Source organism: Geodermatophilus sp. SYSU D01119, from assembly GCF_054049975.1.
Map to the genome: position 1 here is coordinate 71,336 of NZ_JBJGYL010000009.1, position 14,675 is coordinate 86,010.

Sequence of the window (14,675 nt, forward strand, 5' to 3'; positions counted from 1 at the left end):
CGGGCGGGGGTCACTTGACGGTGACGGTGGCGCCGGCGCCCTCGAGGGCGGCCTTGGCCTTCTCGGCAGCGTCCTTGGCGACCTTCTCCAGGACCGGCTTCGGCGCGCCGTCGACCAGGTCCTTGGCCTCCTTGAGGCCGAGCGAGGTCAGGCCGCGCACCTCCTTGATGACCTGGATCTTCTTGTCGCCGGCGCTCTCGAGGATGACGTCGAACTCGTCCTGCTCCTCGGCGGCGGGGGCGCCACCGTCGCCGGAACCACCGGCGGCCGGGGCGGCCGCGACGGCGACCGGAGCAGCGGCGGTGACCTCGAAGGTCTCCTCGAACTGCTTCACGAAGTCGGACAGCTCGAGCAGCGTCATCTCCTTGAACGCGTCGAGCAGCTCCGCGGTGGACAGCTTGGCCATGATCTCTCCTTGGGGGTCAGTCGGTGCCGGCCGCGGCGTCGGCGGCGTCGGCGGAGTCGGTGGTGGTGTCGGCAGCAGTGCCATCGGTGGCCGGGGCGGCCGCGGCAGGAGCGTCGCCCTCGGCGGGCTTCTTCTCCTGCAGCGCGGCGGCCAGGCGGGCGACCTGCGACAGCGGGGCCTGGAACAGGCCGGCGGCCTTGGTCAGGTTGCCCTTCATCGCGCCGGCCAGCTTGGCCAGGAGCACCTCGCGGGGCTCGACGTCGGCCAGGGCGGTGACCTCGGCGGGCGAGACCGTGCGGCCCTCGACCACGCCGCCCTTGACGACGAGCAGCGGGTTGGCGCGCGCGAAGTCACGGATGGCCTTGGCGGCCTCGACGACGTCGCCCTCGATGAAGGCGATCGCGGTCGGGCCGTTCAGCAGCGGGCCCAGGTCGGTGTGCCCGACCGAGTCCGCCGCCCGCTTCGTCAGGGTGTTCTTGACGACGGCGTAGCTGCTGCCCGCACCGAGGGAACGACGCAGCTGGGTCAGCTGCGCCACGGTCAGCCCGCGGTACTCGGTGAGCACGGCCGCACTGGAGTTCTGGAACCGCTCGGTGATCTCGTCGATCACCGCGGCCTTCGCCTGCGTGGGCATGGGCCTCCTCTCGTCTGTCGGGCGACCGCTCGTGCGTCGTGCGGGAGCGGGCGATCGGGCCCGGAGACGAGGAACGCCCCGGCGCAGGGCGCACGGGGCGAGGGGCGGGCGCGCGGGGCGCCGCCGATCGAACCGTCCTCCTGCGCGGGCCGCCCGGGGATCCGGGACCTTCGATCGCACGCGGACGTGCGACGACCAGCGGTCATGGGTGAACGACGACCAGCGTACGCGATCCCGCGGCGGAGGCGGCGGGCGGCCCGGGGACGACGGAGGCCCCGCCGCGCGGGTGCGCGACGGGGCCTCCGGTGAGCTGCTGGAACGGCCTCGTCCCGGGTCCCGCCCTGAGCTCGCGAAGGGTGGGGAGGACGAGGTCCCCTGCTAGGCGGTGGGCTCGTCCACCGTCAGGTTGCGGGTGCGGTTCGGGTCGACCGGGATGCCCGGGCCCATGGTGGTGGAGATGGTGACCTTCTTGACGTACCGGCCCTTGGCGGCGGCCGGCTTGGCGCGCAGCACCTCGTCGAGGGCCGCAGCGTAGTTCTCGACGAGCTTGGTCTCGTCGAAGGAGGTCTTGCCGATCACCAGGTGCAGGTTGGCCTGCTTGTCGACGCGGAAGTTGATCTTCCCGCCCTTGATGTCGTTGACGGCCTTGGTGACGTCGGCGGTCACGGTGCCGGTCTTCGGGTTCGGCATCAGGCCGCGGGGGCCGAGGATGCGGGCGATCCGGCCGACCTTGGCCATCTGGTCGGGGGTGGCGATCGCCGCGTCGAAGTCCAGGAAGCCGCCCTGGATCCGCTCGATGAGGTCGTCGCTGCCCACGACGTCGGCGCCGGCGGCCTCGGCCTCGGCGGCGCGGTCACCGGTCGCGAAGACGATGACGCGGGCGGTCTTGCCGGTGCCGTGCGGCAGGTTCACCGTGCCGCGGACCATCTGGTCGGCCTTGCGCGGGTCGACGCCCAGGCGCATGGCCACCTCGACGGTGGCGTCGTAGGTGGTCGGCGAGGTCTCCTTCGCCAGACCGGCCGCCTGCAGCGGGCTGTAGAGGGTCTCGCGGTCGACCTTCGCCGCTGCCTCGCGGTACTTCTTGCCGTGCTTCGCCATGGTGGTTCCTCTCCCCCGCCGCGTCGGCGGGGATCTCGTGGTGTGCGGGCCTGGCGGGGCCCTCCCACTGGTGACGTGCTGGCGCGGCCCGGTGGGGCCGCCGTGCCGTCGGGGGGCGTCAGCCCTGGACGGTGATGCCCATCGACCGGGCGGTGCCGGCGATGATCTTCTCGGCCTCGTCGAGCGAGTTGGCGTTGAGGTCGGCCATCTTGGTCTGGGCGATCTCGCGGACCTGGTCACGCGTGACGGTGGCGACCTTGGTCTTGTGCGGCTCGCCCGAGCCCTTCTCCACACCGGCGGCCTTGAGCAGCATGCGCGCGGCCGGCGGCGTCTTGGTGATGAAGGTGAACGAGCGGTCCTCGAAGACCGAGATCTCGACGGGCACGACGTCGCCGCGCTGCGACTCGGTCGCGGCGTTGTACGCCTTGCAGAACTCCATGATGTTGACGCCGTGCTGGCCGAGCGCCGGACCGACGGGCGGCGCGGGGGTGGCCGCACCGGCCTTGATCTGGAGCTTGATGACCGCGGTCAACCGCTTCCTGGGGGGCATGACTTCCTTCTCGTGACGGGGTGGGACGACCGCGTCGCAGGGTCCCGCCGTCGATTCTACGAGCGGCGGAGGGCGACCCGGTCCGTCGTCAGATCTTGGCGACCTGCGTGAACGACAGCTCGACCGGCGTCTCCCGGCCGAAGATCGAGACCAGCACCTGCAGCTTCTGCTGCTCGGCGTTGATCTCGTTGATGGTGGCCGGGAGGGTGGCGAACGGGCCGTCCATGACGGTGACCGACTCGCCGACCTCGAAGTCGACGACGGCCGTCGGCGCGGCCGCGGCGGCCGGCGAGGCCGTCTCGGCGGCCTTCGCCGCCTGCGGCGGCGCGTCGGGGACGAGCAGGTTCACGACCTCGTCGATCGACAGCGGCGAGGGCCGCGAGGTGGCGCCGACGAAACCGGTGACGCCGGGGGTGTTGCGCACCGCGCCCCACGACTCGTCGTTGAGGTCCATGCGGACGAGCAGGTAGCCGGGCAGCTTCTTCCGGTTGACCTGGGTGCGCTTGCCGTTCTTGATCTCGGTGACCTCCTCGGTGGGCACCTCGATCTGGAAGATGTAGTCCTCCATGTCCAGCGACTGGATGCGGGACTCGAGGTTGGTCTTCACCTTGTTCTCGTAGCCCGCGTAGGAGTGGATGACGTACCAGTCGCCGAACTGCGTGCGCAGGGTCCGCTTGAGCGTCTCCCGCGGGTCCTCGTCCTCCGCCTCGGCCTCGGCGAGCGCCTCGGTCACGATCGGGTCGTGGTCGGGCGCCGGGGCGGCCAGCGGGTCGCCGACGAGGCTGTCGCGGCCGCCGCCCTCGACCGCCGGGGTGACGTCGGCGACGCCGGTGGCGGTGTCCTGGTCGGTGGTGTCGCCCGAGCCCTCGGCGGCACCCACCTCGTCGGCGCCGGTCTCGACGTCGACGCTGCCGCGCACGTCCATGCGGGCGTCGTCGAGGTCGATGTCCTCGACGTCGCTGTCGGTGTCGAACGGCTCGCGGGGGTCGGTCACGGCTTCTCTTCCTTCTCGGGTGGCGGGCGGGCGCAGGGGGGCGGTCAGCCGAAGACGGCGAGCACGCCCTGCGCGAAGAGGACGTCCAGGCCCGCGACCAGCGCGACCATGAAGGCCACGAAGAGGATCACGACGGTCGTGTAGGTGATCAGCTCCCGGCGGCCCGGCCAGATGACCTTGCGGAGCTCGGCGACGACCTCGCGCAGGAACCGGCGCAGGTTGCGCTTCTGGCGGACCTCGTCGGCCCGGGCGCGCTGGGCGGCGGCGCGGGACCGGGTGCCGGCGCCCTCCTCCGAGCGGCCGGCCGGGCGGGACGCGGTGCGCTCCCGGGCGGGACGGCGGGTGCGCGGCGCGGCCGGCTCGTCGTCCTCGTCGTCGTCACCGGCGGTGATCCGGCCGCCGCGGCGGCGCGCCGGGGCGGGCACGACCTTGTCCTCCTCGGACTGCGCCTCGGCGGCGATCTCGTCCTCGGCGGCCTCGAGCTCGGCGGCGTCCTCGACGCCCGGGGCCTCACGGTCGAGCTGCTCGTCGGTCAGCTCGGCGTCGGAGGCGGAGCGGGGGTCCTCCCCGCGGCCCGGCTTCTCGTCGCTCACTGCGCCTCGCTCGCGTCGTGGTGGTGGCCGCTGTCGTCGGGCCGTCTGGCGTCGTGCCCCCGGGGCCGCGCGGGCCTCGGGCCGGCACCGGCCGCGCCGGCGCTGCCGGGACACGGGGCGGTGCCGGGTCGTGCTCGTCGCCGGCGCACACCGGCGGCACGGGCAGGGGTGACAGGACTTGAACCTGCAGCCTGCGGTTTTGGAGACCGCTGCTCTGCCAGTTGAGCTACACCCCTAGTGCCCGGGACCGGGGTCCCGAGCGAGCCCCGGGACGGCCGCTCCGCCGGTCCGGCGCCGTCCCAGGAGGAGCTCCGGGGCACGCCGGTGGCGGGGTCGATCGCCCCAGGGTTGCCAGTGTACGGGACCGCGCTAGGGAGTCCGGAACCGCGCTCCGGCAGGTGCCCCGACGGGGTGTCCCGCCGTCCCCCACCCCGCCCCGGCCTGCGGCGACCCGGAACGGGGCAGCCCGGACGGCGGTGCTCCTGACACGATGGGGGCATGACCGCCGTCTCCCCGTCGGAGCCCGCTGCCCAGTCCCCCGCCCGGTCGCGCGTCTCGCGCCGCGTCGCCGCCATCGCCGAGTCCGCCACGCTCGCGGTCGACGCGAAGGCGAAGGCGCTCAAGGCGGCCGGCAAGCCGGTCATCGGTTTCGGTGCCGGGGAACCGGACTTCCCGACGCCGGACTACGTCGTCGAGGCCGCTGTCGCCGCGTGCCGCCGGCCGGCGATGCACCGCTACACGCCCGCGGGCGGCCTGCCGGTGCTCAAGGAGGCGATCGTCGCGAAGACCGCGCGCGACTCCGGGCTGGCGCTCACCCCCGCGCAGGTGCTGGTGACCAACGGCGGCAAGCAGGCCGTCTACGAGGCCTTCGCCGCGCTGCTCGACCCGGGCGACGAGGTGCTCGTCCCGGCGCCCTACTGGACCACCTACCCGGAGGCGATCCGGCTGGCCGGCGGCGTGCCGGTGCCGGTCGTCGCCGACGAGGAGAGCGGCTACCTGGTGTCGGTGGCGCAGCTGGAGGCGGCGCGCACCGAGCGCACCAAGGTGCTGCTGTTCGTCTCGCCGTCCAACCCGACCGGCGCCGTGTACCCGCCCGACCAGGTCGAGGCGATCGGCCGCTGGGCCGAGGAGACCGGCCTGTGGGTGCTCACCGACGAGATCTACGAGCACCTCACCTACGGCGGGGCGACCGCGCCGTCGATGCCCGTGCTCGTCCCCGGGCTGGCCGACCGCTGCGTCGTCGTCAACGGGGTGGCCAAGACCTACGCGATGACCGGCTGGCGGGTGGGCTGGATCGCCGGGCCGGCCGACGTCGTCAAGGCCGCCACCAACCTGCAGTCGCACGCGACGTCGAACGTCGCCAACGTGTCGCAGGCCGCGGCGGTGGCCGCGCTGACCGGCGACCTGTCGGCGGTCGACGAGATGCGCACCGCGTTCGACCGGCGGCGGAAGACCATCGTGTCGATGCTGCGGGAGATCCCCGGCGTCGCCTGCCCCGAGCCGCAGGGCGCGTTCTACGTCTACCCGTCGGTCAAGGCGCTGCTGGGCCGGCCGATCAACGGGCGCACCGCGTCCTCGAGCGCGGAGTTCGCCGAGATCGTGCTGGAGGAGGCCGAGGTCGCCGTCGTCCCCGGGGAGGCGTTCGGCACCCCGGGCTACGTGCGGATGTCCTACGCGCTCGGCGACGACGACCTCGCCGAGGGCGTCGGCCGGCTGCAGCGGCTGCTCGGCTCGGCCGGCTAGTCCGGCCGGTCGCCCTCGTCGAGCGCGCCGGCCGCGACGAGCACGTCGAGGGCGGCCGGCAGGTCGGCGAGGGCGGCCGCGACGTCGTCCGGCGTGGCGATGGTCCAGGCGTTGACCTGGACGTAGCAGCGCAGGGCGGCGTCGAACGGGCCCTCGCCGGCCGCCTGCCGCGCGGCGAGCAGCGCGGCGCCGCCCTTGCCGTAGACGGCGGCGAAGTACTCCTCGGTCCCGGCGAACTCGTCCATCGCGCCGCCGACGTCGCCCGGGGTGGCCAGCGCCCGGTCGAGGGACTCCTGCGACACCCGGCCGTCGACCCGCTCGGCGTAGGTGGCGAACGCCTCGTCGAGCCACGGGTCGCGGAACTGGGAGCCGCCGACCATGCCGTAGAACCACATGTGCGCGACCTCGTGCTCGAGCACCGACCGGTCGGCACCGGCCATGAGGATCGAGCTCGGGTACTCGATGCCGCCGCCCTCGGCCGGCAGGAGCGGCACGGTGAGCGTGTCGTAGGGGAAGGCGCCGAGGCGGTCGGCCAGGTCGGTGACGGCCTCGCTGGTCCAGTCGGCGAGCTCGCCGGGGCCGACGTCGGCGCCGTCGAGGACGCCGGTGGTGATCTCCACGCCACCCGGCGAGGTCAGCGTGGCGGTGCGGAACGGGCCGGCGGCGACGCTGACGTCGCGGGCGGCCGGCTCGCGCGAGGTCCACGTGCGCCGGCCGTCGTCGGCCGCGGAGGGCTCCTCCTGCGCGCCGGTCATCAGCACGGTGAGGTCCTCGGGCGCGTCGACGGTGACCGTGGTGTCGGCAGCCGGGCTGCTCGCGGTCTCGCCCACCAGGTCGACGAACGGGTCGCGCGCCCAGCCCGCGCCCGGCTCCCAGGCCAGCAGCGGGAAGCCGCTGGCCCACCAGGCGGTGCCGTCGGCCGTGCCGAGGCGCTGGAGGCCGTCGCCCTCGCCGAGGGACAGGGTGAAGTCCAGCTCGACCTCGGTGGAGTCGCCCGCGGCGAGCTCGTCGTCGAGCCGCAGCACGTACAGCCCGCCCGGGGACCGCGCGCCGGCGTCCTCGTAGCCGGCCTCGCGGACGTCGTCGCCGCGCACGTCGTCGACGGTGATCCGGTTGTCGCGCTCGGTGCCGCCGGGTCCGTTGGGCACCAGCCGGAACACCAGCTCGTCGGTGTCCTCGTCGGGGGTGAACACGACGGTCTCGGTGCCGGTGACGGTGCGCAGGTCCTCCGACAGGCGGAAGGACAGGTCGACGACGGGCCGGTCGGGGTCCGGCTCGGCGCGCGGTGCCGGGCAGGCCGGGTCGCCGTCCCCGCCGCTCCCCTCGCCGTCGCCGGGGGGCTGCTGCGACGGCGAGGCGGCGGCCGGCGCGTCCTCCGCGGCGACGGTCTCGCTGAAGGAGGTGCAGCCGGAGACGAGCAGGACCGCGGCGGCCAGGGCCGCGCGCCGCAGGGTCATGCCAGGGCGACGGTGGCGCGGGCCAGCGAGAGGACCTTCTCGCCGCCGCTGGTGACCGTGAGGTCGACGCGCACGCGACCGCCGTCGAGGACCGCCCCGACCCGGCCGCGGACGGTCACCTCGGCGCCGGTGTCGTCGTCGGGCACGACGACGGGGCGGCTGAAGCGCACCTGGTACTCCACGAGCGCGCCGGGGTCGCCGGCCCAGTCGGTGACGGCGCGCGCGGCCAGGCCCATGGTGAGCATCCCGTGGGCGATGACGCCGGGCAGGCCGACGCTGCCGGCGACCCGGTCGCTCCAGTGGATGGGGTTGAGGTCGCCGGAGGCGCCCGCGTAGCGGACCAGGTCGGCGCGGGTGACCCGGTGGACCTGCTCGGGCAGCTCGGTGCCCACGGCGACGTCCGCGGCCGCCGGGCGGGCGCTCACGCCGTCCCCCGGGCCACGAGCAGCGAGGTGGCGGTGCAGACGGCCTCGCCGTCCTCGGTGGCGACGTCGACCCGCGTGGTGAGCATGTCGTTGCCGGCGACGCTGCGCACGGCCTCGATCGTGGTGGTGCTGACCAGCCGGTCACCGGCCCGGATGGGGCGGTGGTGGGTGAAGCGCTGCTCGCCGTGCACGACGCGGCTGTAGTCGAGGGCCACGTCGGGGTCGGCGATCACGACGTCGGCGGCGCCCATGGTGACCACGATGGCGAAGGTCGGCGGGGCGACGACGTCGGGGTGGCCGAGCGCCCGGGCCGCGTCGGCGTCGGTGTGCGCGGGGTGGGTGGCGCCGACCGCGGCGGCGAACTCGGCGATCTTCGCGCGGCCGACCTCGTAGACGGCGGAGGGCGGGTAGCTGCGCCCGACCAGTCCTGCGTCCAGCGCCACTCCCGCCCTCCCTGCTCCGTCCGGGACCTGCGTCAGCGGGTCTCGCGGTGGACGGTGTGCCGCTTGTCCTTGGGGCAGTACTTCTTCAGCTCGAGCCGGTCGGGGTCGTTCCGCCGGTTCTTGCGGGTGATGTAGTTGCGGTTCTTGCACTCCTGGCAGGCCAGGGTGATCTTCGGACGGACGTCGGTGGCTGCCATGGAGGCTCTCCTCGCCTTGTGCGGACCGGCCCGCCACGGGCCGGTGGACCGTGGCGACGGGTGCCGACACGGCGACGGACCCCGGAGGTCCGGGGTCCGTCTGGAGTAGCGGTGACCGGACTTGAACCGGTGACACAGCGATTATGAGCCGCTTGCTCTACCAGGCTGAGCTACACCGCCGGGATGACCGTGCGGCCCGGTCTGGCGACTGGACCGGCTGGTCGGAGCCCCTTTACGGAATCGAACCGTAGACCTTCTCCTTACCATGGAGACGCTCTGCCGACTGAGCTAAAGGGGCGTGCTCTGGGAGCCGTCGAGAACCATACACGACGCCTCGCGGGCCTTCCGGCAGGGGTCGGCGGACCCCTCAGGCGCGGACGAACAGCCGGCGGTGCTGGGCGCCGGGAGCGGCCGAGCGCACGCCGGTGCGCGCCAGCAGCCAGCTCTCCAGCCGCTCGTCGGGCAGCGGCCGGCTGACCAGGAAGCCCTGCAGCTTGTCGCAGCCCATCTCGGTGAGCAGCTTGCGGGTGAGCTCGTCCTCGACGCCCTCGGCGACCACGCGCAGGCCCAGGTTGTGCGCCAGCTCGATGATCGAGCGGGCGATGAACGACTCGCCCTGGCTGGTGGACATCCCGAGCACGAAGGACTTGTCGATCTTCACCTCGTCGATCGGCAGCTGGCGCAGCTGGGACAGTGACGAGTAGCCGGTGCCGAAGTCGTCCATCGACAGCCGCAGGCCCAGCGCGTGCAGCTCGGCGAGGACGGTGCTCGACCGGACCGAGTCGTCGACCACACTGCCCTCGGTCAGCTCGAGGATGAGCAGCTCGCCGGGGACGCCGTGCAGCCGCAGCGCCCGCTGCACCCGCTCGACGAGGTCGGGCTCGGACAGGCAGCGCGCCGAGAGGTTGACCGCGACCGACAACGCGATGTCCTGGTCGAGCCACCGGCGACAGCGCGCCAGCGCCAGGTCGAGCACGTGGTCGGTGAGGTCGCCGATCCGCCCGATCTGCTCGGCGAGGTGGATGAAGTCGTCGGGCGGGATCGCGCCGAAGCGCGGGTGGGCCCAGCGGACCAGCGTCTCCACCGAGACGATGTCGGAGGTCCGCGCGTCGATGATCGGCTGGAAGACGACGCTGATCTGGCCCTCGGCCATCGCCTGTTCGAGCTCGGTGCCCAGCTGCAGGCGGCGCAGGCTCTGCTGGTCGAGGACCTGGTGGTAGCTGGCCACGCCCGGCCCGTCCGCGGCGGCGAGCAGCGCGACGTCGGCCCGCTGCATGAGCATCCCGGAGTCGGTGCCGTGCACCGGGGCGGCGGCCACGCCGATGGTCAGCATGACCTCCAGGTCCAGCCCCGCGACGCGGGCGCGGGTCGAGGTGGCCTCGCGCAGCCGGCGGGCGGCCCGCTCGGCGGCGTCCAGGGACAGGCCCGGGAGGAGGACGGCGAACTGCTCACCCTCCATGCGGGCGACGAGGGCGTCCGGCGGGGCGTGCTCGCGGAGCAGGCCGGCGGTGACCAGCAGCAGCTCGTCGGCGGCGGCGTGGCCCAGCGTGTCGACGATCTCGGTGAGGTTGTCCAGGCTCGCCAGCACCAGGCCCGCGCGGGCCCCGACCGGGTCCCCGGCCAGCAGCGCGTCGATCTCGACGGCGAGCCGCTGGCGGTTGGGCAGGCCGGTCAGCCGGTCGTGGTCGGCGTCGTAGCGGATCTGGGTGAGCAGCTGCTGGGCCCGGATCGCCGCGTTGACGTGGGTGAGCATCGAGTCCAGCGCCGAGCGGTCGCCGTCCGCGTAGGACAGGGCGTCGCTGCGCCGGTCGCAGACCTCGAGGTACCCCGGCTCCCCCGCCGCCGTGGCGACGGAGGCGGCGAGGAGGTCCTCGGCCCCGCGACGGCTCAGGGCGGCGGCCTCCGCGTCGGTGGCCCGGCTCATCGAGACCAGCACCGGCCCGTCGTTCACCGGGTCCGTCGTGCGCCGGCGGATGAGGTCGTCCGAGTCGCCGGGGCCGTCGTACCAGTCGCGCCCGTCCTCGGCCGCGACGACCAGGCGCGGCCCCTCGTCGAGGTAGGGAGGCAACCAGAGGGCGACGCGGTCGGCATTGAGCAGCTCCCGGACGGCGTCGACGAGCTGGAGGGTCCCGGCCTCGTCCGACGGCAGGCCCTCCACGCGCCGGGCGAACTCGTAGACCCGCTGCAGGGTGTGCCGCTCCCGCGCGACGGAGGCGAACCGCCGGAAGAGGACGGTGACGGCCACGGCGGCGGGCAGGATCAGCACGGCCGCCCACCCGGTCACCGTGATGAGGAGCATCGCGACGACGGCCACGGAGACCGCGAACGGGGAGACGACCGCGACCGGCAGGAGCAGCTCCTGCCACAGCTGGCGGTCCGGGTTCCCGCCGGTCAGCCGGATGGCACCGATGACCAGGCCCGTGCCGACCACGTCGGCGGCCAGGACGGCGACGAGCAGGGCGAGCCAGCCCGTCGGCTGGGTCAGGCCCGTGAAGGGCAGCACCTGGAGGACGGCGACCGCGACGGCCACCTCGACCACCGACACGGCCATGTTGAACACGGCCTTGGGCGCCGGGTAGCGCTGGAAGGCCAGGCTGAGCCCCACCCCGACGACCCGTGCGGCGGCGGCCCACCAGCCCCCGACCTCGACCAGGGCGATGGTGAGAGCGAGCTCGCTCACCGACCAGGACCAGGTCTGCCGCCTGAACTCGACGTGCAGTGAGACGGTCTCGGTGAGGAAGAAGGCGACCGTGACGATGAGGAACGGCAGCAGGTCGAACCGCGTCGGCGCGGCCGGGAACACGAGGACGGCCGCCAGGAACGCCAGGAGGCAGCCACCGACGGCGATGACCCACGGATGGAGTGGCGCGGCGGCCCGTGGCAGCGGCGCGCGCGGCTCGGGACTGGCCAACGTCACCCGGATTCTGGGGAGGGGAGAACGGCGCGCAGAGGCTAACAGCGGGACGGGCGTTCCCGGGATCTCCACCAACCCGAAGGGGGCAGCCGGCCCATCGCCGGACCGGCCACCCCGGGGTCTACCGCTGGGTCAGCGGCTCCACTTCGATCCACGGCTCCACTTCGACCCGCGGCTCCACTTCGACCCACGGCTCCACTTGGATCCACGCTGCGTGCTCATGACGCCTCCTCAGGCATGAAAGACAGCTCTCAGTCATGCGGCTGTCACCCAGGCGCGGGGGCAGAGCGTCGTTCGTGTACGGACCGCGCCCAGGACGCTCGTGCCCGTCACTCAGGCGAGTCAAGCACGGACGATCACGGAAGAGTGACGGCCCGTTATGTCGTCACTGTCAGTCCGGATTGGTCATCACAGCGTCACCGAAACGGGTGAACGGTGTGTCGCGTGGGACGGACGGCCCTGGGGACGGGCAGCCTGCGAGAGGCTGGGCGGCCCTACGCTCCGCGCCGTGCCGGCGAGGAGGCAGCCCGACGAGGGCCGTGCGGAGCGGGGCTCGGCGCTGCCCTTCGTCCTGGTCTGCTGGCTCGTGGCCGCGGTCATGGCCCTCGGGGCGATCGCCGCGTCGGACGCCTTCCTCGAGCAGCGCGACGTCCAGGCCGTCTGTGACGGCGCCGCGCTGGCCGCGGCCAACCGCGCCGACGAGGGGCGGGTCTACGCCGCGGGCGTCGGCGAGGCGCTGCCCCTGACCACCGAGACGGCGCGGGCGGCGGTGGCCGACCACCTCGCCGACGGCGGGACCGCCCTCGACACCTGGTCGGCGGAGACCGACGGCACGGAGGTCACCGTGCGCTGCGGCCGCTCGGTGCAGATCGCCTTCGGCTGGCTGTTCCTCGGCGGCCGGCCGCTCGAGGTCGGTGCCGTCGCGGGCGCCCGCGCACCGGCCCTCTGACCCCCGGCCCCCGGACGCGACAGCGGCCCCCGACCTGCTGGTCGGGGGCCGCTGTGCGTGGGTGTGGCGGGTGAAGGATTCGAACCTTCGTAGGCTAAGCCGACGGATTTACAGTCCGCTCCCATTGGCCACTCGGGCAACCCGCCGTGGTGCCACGGGAGAAGAGTACAAGACGGGCCGACGCCGGCCCGACGGGTCCCGCCCGGGCCACCCCCGCGCGGGAGGGAGGAGCAGACATGGCCGACTCGTCGTTCGACGTCGTCAGCAAGGTCGACCGCCAGGAGATCGACAACGCGCTCAACCAGGCGGGCAAGGAGCTCTCCCAGCGCTTCGACTTCCGCGGCACCAACGCCCGCATCTCGTGGGCCGGTGAGGACGGCGTCCTCCTGGAGGCCGACACCGAGGAGCGGGTGACCGCCGCGCTCGACGTCTTCAAGGACAAGCTGATCAAGCGGGGCATCTCGCTCAAGGCGCTCGACGCCGGCGAGCCGGCGGCGTCGGGCAAGGCCTACAAGCTCTCGGCCCGCATCAAGCAGGGCATCGAGTCCGACACCGCGAAGAAGATCGCCAAGATCATCCGCGACGAGGGCCCGAAGGGTGTGCAGGCGCAGATCCAGGGCGACCAGCTGCGGGTCAGCGGCAAGAAGCGCGACGACCTGCAGGCCGTGCAGCAGCTGCTGCGCGGCAAGGACCTCGACGTCGCCCTGCAGTTCGACAACTACCGCTGAGGGGCCGCCGTCCGGCACGGATCAGGGGGTGACCAGGGTCCTCCCGGATGTGCCGGACGGCGCCGGCGCGGGAGCGTGGACCCGTGCCCGCGACCGTGCTCGACGCCCCGCCCGCGCCGGTGCGCGCGGACGGGGACGGGACGCGCCGGCCGACCGCGGCCGGCGACCGGGCGAGCGTCCAGTTCGTGCGCTTCGTCCTGGTCGGCGGGTCGGCCAACCTCGTCTACGCCGCGCTGTTCCTGCTCCTCGGCCGGTTCGGTGAGCAGGCGGCCAACGTCGTGGCGGTGCTGGCGTCCACGGCGCTGGCCAACGAGCTGCACCGGCGGCTGACCTTCCGCGCCGGCGACCGGGTCGGCTGGGCGACGGCGCAGTGGGCCGGTGGGGGCATCGCCGCCGTCGGGCTCGCGGTCTCGAGCCTCACGCTGGCCGCCGTCGAGGTGTGGACCGACTCGGCCGGGCCGCTGGTGTCGATCGCCGCGGTCGTCGCCGTCAGCGGGGCCGTGGGCCTGGCCCGGTTCGCGGGGCTGCGGTGGGTCCTGGTCCTGCGGCCCGGCCCCGGGCGCGGCCGGTCCTGACGCGGGGCCGGCTCAGCGGCCCTCGCGGGCCATGCGCTCGAGGCGGGCGATCCGCTCCTCCATCGGCGGGTGGGTGGCGAACAGCCCCGCCAGGCCGCCGCGGCGGAACGGCGGGGCGATCATCAGGTGGCTCTGCGCGACCAGCCGGCGCTCGGGCAGCAGCGGCCGAGCCGAGGCGCCCGCGGCGATCCGGCGCAGCGCGTCGGCCAGTGCCTGCGGGTCGCCGCACAGCCGGGCGCCGTCGGCGTCGGCCTCGTACTCGCGCCCGCGGCTGACCGCCATCCGCACCAGGCCCGCGGCGAGCGGGCCGAGGAGCACCAGCAGCAGGGTGCCGAGCAGCCCGTCGCCGTCGCGCTCCTCGTCGCGTCCGCCGAGCAGCGTGCTGAACGTGGCCAGGTGCGCCAGGTAGGTGACGACGGCGGCGAGCGCGCCGGCGACCGAGCCGAGCAGCACGTCGCGGTTGCGGACGTGGGAGAGCTCGTGGGCGAGGACGGCGCGCAGCTGCCGCCGGTCGAGCAGCTCGAGGATCCCCTGGGTGCAGCACAGCGCGGCACGGCGCGGGGTGCGGCCGGTGGCGAAGGCGTTGGGCTGGTCGGTGGGGCTCACGTAGAGCCGCGGCATCGGCTGGCGCGCCTGGGTGGCCAGCTCGCGGACCATCGCGTACAGCCCGGGGGCCTGGGTCTCGGTGACCGGGAAGGCGCGCATGGCGCGCAGCGCGAGCCGGTCGGAGCGGTACCAGGCCCACCCGTTGACCCCGAGCGCGACGACGAGGGCGACGAGGAGTCCGTCGCGGCCGCCGACCAGCGCCCCCGCGGCGAGGACGGAACCGGCCACCAGGCCCAGCAGGAGGGCCGTCCGCACCCCGTTGTCCCAGCGCCGCACCCCTCGTGAACGGAGCGAACGGGACCGCCGTTCCCCGCTCCCTCCTGCGAGGTGGGTCACGGACGGAGCCGTCCGGAATGGCGGCCG

Annotated in this window: 16 protein-coding genes and 4 tRNA genes; 4 read left to right on the plus strand and 16 right to left on the minus strand. The window is 74.0% G+C overall.

Features of this window, described 5'->3' with window-relative positions; all coding sequences use genetic code 11:
* Positions 1–10 precede the first annotated feature (10 nt).
* The 7 genes from rplL to ACI79X_RS09260 all read right to left on the minus strand — a co-directional run bounded on the left by rplL (position 11) and on the right by ACI79X_RS09260 (position 4,511).
* Positions 11–406 (minus strand): 50S ribosomal protein L7/L12, encoded by a 396-nt coding sequence (gene rplL / locus ACI79X_RS09230; RefSeq protein WP_457025107.1) that lies wholly within the window; start codon positions 404–406, stop codon positions 11–13.
* A gap of 16 nt (positions 407–422) precedes the next feature.
* On the minus strand, positions 423–1,040 hold the full coding sequence (rplJ, locus tag ACI79X_RS09235) for a 50S ribosomal protein L10 (protein WP_457025108.1): 618 nt from the start codon (positions 1,038–1,040) through the stop codon (positions 423–425).
* Between the two features lie 378 nt (positions 1,041–1,418).
* Positions 1,419–2,138: a 50S ribosomal protein L1 gene (rplA, locus tag ACI79X_RS09240; protein WP_457025109.1), complete on the minus strand. Its 720-nt coding sequence runs from the start codon at positions 2,136–2,138 to the stop codon at positions 1,419–1,421.
* 118 nt (positions 2,139–2,256) lie between these two features.
* Positions 2,257–2,688 (minus strand): 50S ribosomal protein L11, encoded by a 432-nt coding sequence (gene rplK / locus ACI79X_RS09245; protein WP_073421309.1) that lies wholly within the window; start codon positions 2,686–2,688, stop codon positions 2,257–2,259.
* Between the two features lie 88 nt (positions 2,689–2,776).
* Positions 2,777–3,682, minus strand: coding sequence for a transcription termination/antitermination protein NusG (gene nusG, locus ACI79X_RS09250; RefSeq protein WP_457025110.1), 906 nt, complete (start codon positions 3,680–3,682; stop codon positions 2,777–2,779).
* A 44-nt stretch (positions 3,683–3,726) separates the two neighbouring features.
* Positions 3,727–4,275 (minus strand): preprotein translocase subunit SecE, encoded by a 549-nt coding sequence (gene secE, locus ACI79X_RS09255; protein ID WP_457025111.1) that lies wholly within the window; start codon positions 4,273–4,275, stop codon positions 3,727–3,729.
* 163 nt (positions 4,276–4,438) lie between these two features.
* Positions 4,439–4,511, minus strand: a tRNA-Trp gene (locus ACI79X_RS09260).
* 262 nt (positions 4,512–4,773) lie between these two features.
* On the opposite strand from ACI79X_RS09260, the gene ACI79X_RS09265 reads away from it, so the two are divergent.
* Entirely contained in the window at positions 4,774–6,018 is a 1,245-nt protein-coding gene (locus ACI79X_RS09265) for a pyridoxal phosphate-dependent aminotransferase (RefSeq protein WP_457025112.1), read from the plus strand.
* On the opposite strand, the gene ACI79X_RS09270 is transcribed toward ACI79X_RS09265, so the two are convergent.
* The 7 genes from ACI79X_RS09270 to ACI79X_RS09300 form a co-directional block, all read right to left on the minus strand.
* Complete coding sequence (locus ACI79X_RS09270; protein WP_457025113.1) at positions 6,015–7,475, minus strand: M1 family aminopeptidase; 1,461 nt, start codon at positions 7,473–7,475, stop codon at positions 6,015–6,017. The two genes, ACI79X_RS09265 and ACI79X_RS09270, sit on opposite strands and share 4 nt — an antisense overlap.
* Entirely contained in the window at positions 7,472–7,900 is a 429-nt protein-coding gene (locus tag ACI79X_RS09275; protein ID WP_457025114.1) for a MaoC/PaaZ C-terminal domain-containing protein, read from the minus strand. The genes ACI79X_RS09270 and ACI79X_RS09275 overlap by 4 nt, the downstream gene beginning before the upstream one ends.
* Positions 7,897–8,343, minus strand: a complete 447-nt coding sequence (locus ACI79X_RS09280) for an FAS1-like dehydratase domain-containing protein (RefSeq protein ID WP_457025115.1) — start codon at positions 8,341–8,343, stop codon at positions 7,897–7,899. Before ACI79X_RS09280 ends, ACI79X_RS09275 begins: the two co-directional genes overlap by 4 nt.
* 32 nt (positions 8,344–8,375) lie before the next feature.
* The gene (gene rpmG, locus ACI79X_RS09285; RefSeq protein WP_073421301.1) at positions 8,376–8,540 is read right to left on the minus strand and encodes a 50S ribosomal protein L33; all 165 of its coding nucleotides are present in this window, start codon (positions 8,538–8,540) and stop codon (positions 8,376–8,378) included.
* Positions 8,541–8,646: 106 nt separating this feature from the next.
* Positions 8,647–8,720, minus strand: a tRNA-Met gene (locus tag ACI79X_RS09290).
* A 45-nt stretch (positions 8,721–8,765) separates the two neighbouring features.
* A tRNA-Thr gene (locus ACI79X_RS09295) sits at positions 8,766–8,838 on the minus strand.
* A gap of 69 nt (positions 8,839–8,907) precedes the next feature.
* Positions 8,908–11,457: a putative bifunctional diguanylate cyclase/phosphodiesterase gene (locus tag ACI79X_RS09300; protein WP_457025116.1), complete on the minus strand. Its 2,550-nt coding sequence runs from the start codon at positions 11,455–11,457 to the stop codon at positions 8,908–8,910.
* 505 nt (positions 11,458–11,962) lie between these two features.
* Here ACI79X_RS09300 and ACI79X_RS09305 point away from each other — a divergent pair.
* Positions 11,963–12,403 (plus strand): pilus assembly protein TadG-related protein, encoded by a 441-nt coding sequence (locus ACI79X_RS09305; protein WP_457025117.1) that lies wholly within the window; start codon positions 11,963–11,965, stop codon positions 12,401–12,403.
* Positions 12,404–12,467: 64 nt separating this feature from the next.
* Here the strand turns inward: ACI79X_RS09305 and ACI79X_RS09310 are convergent.
* Positions 12,468–12,549, minus strand: a tRNA-Tyr gene (locus ACI79X_RS09310).
* Between the two features lie 90 nt (positions 12,550–12,639).
* Here ACI79X_RS09310 and ACI79X_RS09315 point away from each other — a divergent pair.
* Positions 12,640–13,131, plus strand: coding sequence for a YajQ family cyclic di-GMP-binding protein (locus ACI79X_RS09315; RefSeq protein ID WP_457025118.1), 492 nt, complete (start codon positions 12,640–12,642; stop codon positions 13,129–13,131).
* A gap of 83 nt (positions 13,132–13,214) precedes the next feature.
* A complete protein-coding gene (locus tag ACI79X_RS09320) occupies positions 13,215–13,706 on the plus strand; it encodes a GtrA family protein (RefSeq protein ID WP_457025119.1) in 492 nt (163 codons plus the stop codon).
* 12 nt (positions 13,707–13,718) lie between these two features.
* Here ACI79X_RS09320 and ACI79X_RS09325 read toward each other — a convergent pair whose 3' ends face one another.
* Positions 13,719–14,567, minus strand: coding sequence for a M48 family metalloprotease (locus ACI79X_RS09325; protein ID WP_457025120.1), 849 nt, complete (start codon positions 14,565–14,567; stop codon positions 13,719–13,721).
* Between the last annotated feature and the right edge of the window lie 108 nt (positions 14,568–14,675).